The organism is Fulvivirga aurantia, assembly GCF_009711475.1.
In the GTDB taxonomy this organism is placed as follows: Bacteria; Bacteroidota; Bacteroidia; order Cytophagales; family Cyclobacteriaceae; genus Fulvivirga; species Fulvivirga aurantia.
On record NZ_SMMD01000442.1, the window covers coordinates 1 to 2,801 of the forward strand.

Below are 2,801 nucleotides of genomic sequence, written 5' to 3' on the forward strand. Positions count from 1 at the left end.
TAGTGGCTATGTTCATGAGACAACTGATTTTGCCACTGTAGGTCTGGGTCACCGCAGATTATCGATCATAGATTTAAGTGCCTCCGGACATCAGCCAATGTCATTTAAATCAAAGACTGTTATATTCAATGGCGAAATTTATAACTACAGCGAGATACAGGGTGAGTTAAGAGAAGCAGGCTATGAATTTAATTCAAGCTCAGATACAGAAGTTATACTTAAGGCTTTTGACAAATGGGGAGAAAAGGCAGCAGATAAATTTGTAGGAATGTTTGCCTTTGCCTTGTATGATAAAGACAAACAAGAGGTTTTAATTTTTAGAGATCGTGCCGGAGTAAAACCGCTCTACTTTTACAATCGCAATGGTGTAATTCTATTTGCATCAGAAATTAAAAGTTTTCATAAACACCGATCATTTACAAAAGAAATGGATCACGATAGCTTAGCGCTATTTCTTCAATATAATTATATACCTACACCTTACTGCATCTTTAAGCACACCTCGAAGTTAGAGCCTGGGCATTTTCTTAAAATTAATCTAAAAACTAAGGATGTAGATAAACAAAAATATTGGGATGTAGTCGATTGTTACAACCAACCTAAGCTAGACATTTCATACGATGAGGCGGTTGATGAAACCGAAAAGTTACTTAAAAAAGCTTTTTCATATAGAATGGTGGCCGATGTACCTGTTGGTTTGTTTTTAAGTGGTGGGTATGATAGTACAGCGGTGGCAGCTATTTTACAAAGCCAGAGTAAGTCAAAGATTAAGACCTTCACCATCGGATATGCCGAAAGCGAATTTAACGAAGCGGATGAAGCTCAAAAGGTAGCCAATTATATTGGCACAGATCACACTGAAAAGTACTGTACAGCTGAAGACACAGCTGATATCTTAGAAAAATTACCTTTCATTTACGATGAACCATTTGCTGATAATTCTGTAGTACCAACTTACCTCGTAAGTCAGCTGGCTAAATCGCAAGTGAAAGTTGCACTATCAGGTGATGCCGGTGATGAAATTTTCGCAGGCTATGACAAGTTTAACAGAGCGATTAATTTCACAAAATATCCGGGCTTTTTGCAATCTATGATGAGTAGTGCAATGAGCATGATCCCATCAGAAAAAGTACCTGTTTTAAATAAGACCTACAACTTTACTACACGCTACAACAAAATGAAGGAAATATGGAAACATCAGGATCCTGGTGTGGCCATGAAAATAATTTCTCAATTTATAACTCAAGCTGAAGCCAGTAGCTTTCTACAAAATAATTTCGTAGATAGAAATACTTATTTTGATATTTCGGGCAAGCTAAATGAGGATAATGATGCCTTGAATAAATTACTCGCAATCGACTACAAGACGTTTTTATTGGACAATAATCTCACAAAAGTCGACCGAGCAACAATGGCTGTCGGCCTTGAGGGTAGAGAACCAATTTTAGATCATAATATATTAGAGTTTGCCAGTCGACTTCCGTCTGAATATAAAATCAGGAATGGAGAAAATAAAAGCATCCTCAAAACAATTGTGCATAGGTATGTACCTAAAGAAATAATGGAAAGACCTAAAAAACCTTTCCTGGCACCATTAACAGTTTGGTTTAAAGATAAGCTGAAAGATTACTACTATGAGTATCTTGACGAAAACAAACTCAAGCAGGATGGCATCTTTACACCAGAAATACTGAGTCTCCGAAACGACTATATGAGTGGAAAGCAAGTTAACCATCAGAAGTTATGGAATATACTAATGTTTCAAATGTGGAAAGAAAAGTGGCTATAAGGCACTGGATTTATATCGCTTTCTTATTCGTTTACGGTAATATTTCAGGGCAATCGCTGGAATTTAAAACCAATGATAGCTTAAACTTCAAATATTGGGAATCGTTGCCTGAAAATTACGATCCCTCAAAAAAATATCCACTTATTGTTTTTCTACACGGTCGCGGAGAAAGAGGAGACTCTACATTAGCGTCTTCTGAAAAGGTACTTACATGGGGACCATTGAGACACGTGAAAAATGGTGATTTTACTCCAGAAAAGGTGGGCGGAGAATTTATAATCATAGCACCTCAACTTGATAGACCAGCGTCTTTTTGGGCTCCTTCCTCTGTTGATATTGTTATGAATTTTGCGTTGAATAACTACCCTATTGATCATAGCAGAGTTTACCTAACAGGGCTGAGTATGGGAGGTAATGGCACATGGTCGTATGCCTACAGTCAATTCAACTCTCCGAATAAATTGGCTGCTATCGTGCCTATTGCTTCATGGGGTAATGAAACTAAAGCATGTAATATCGGCATTAGAGACATACCTGTTTGGGCATTTCATGGCATGAAAGATGATTTAGTCCCCTTCGATGGAGGCAAATCAGTCTTTGACGCTGCAGAAAAATGCAAAAAGAACTTAAGCACTGAAATGATATTCACATCATACGAAAACACCTATCATAACTCGTGGCAACAGGCATATTCACTCTCCAATAAATTAGATAGACCAAATATTTTTACATGGATGCTATCGAAATCGCTGAGTGAAGTTCCTGTTAATAACTCTGTAAATAAAGAGAAGAAAAGCCTCCTGTTTAAAATTTCAAAATTACCATCCTCTTTAGATGAAAATTCCGGAATGGCCTTCGACACCCAATCAAACCTTTACATGCATAATGATAGTGGAAATGGCACCTACTTATTCCGTATGAATTTATCGGGTAAGATTGAAAATATGAAAAAAGTCATTTTTGCCAGCAACTTTGATTGGGAAGACATGGCGATTGATAAATCCAATAATAC

At 37.1% G+C, this 2,801-nt stretch carries 2 protein-coding genes; both read left to right on the plus strand.

The annotated features are described in order from the left end of the window. A partial coding sequence (gene asnB, locus E1176_RS02810; RefSeq protein ID WP_155209061.1) for an asparagine synthase (glutamine-hydrolyzing) occupies positions 1-1,789 on the plus strand: 1,789 nt, incomplete at its 5' end. Then, positions 1,744-2,801, plus strand: a 1,058-nt coding sequence (locus E1176_RS02815; protein ID WP_155209062.1) for a hypothetical protein, incomplete at its 3' end; no start/stop codon positions are given. The genes asnB and E1176_RS02815, both read left to right, overlap by 46 nt.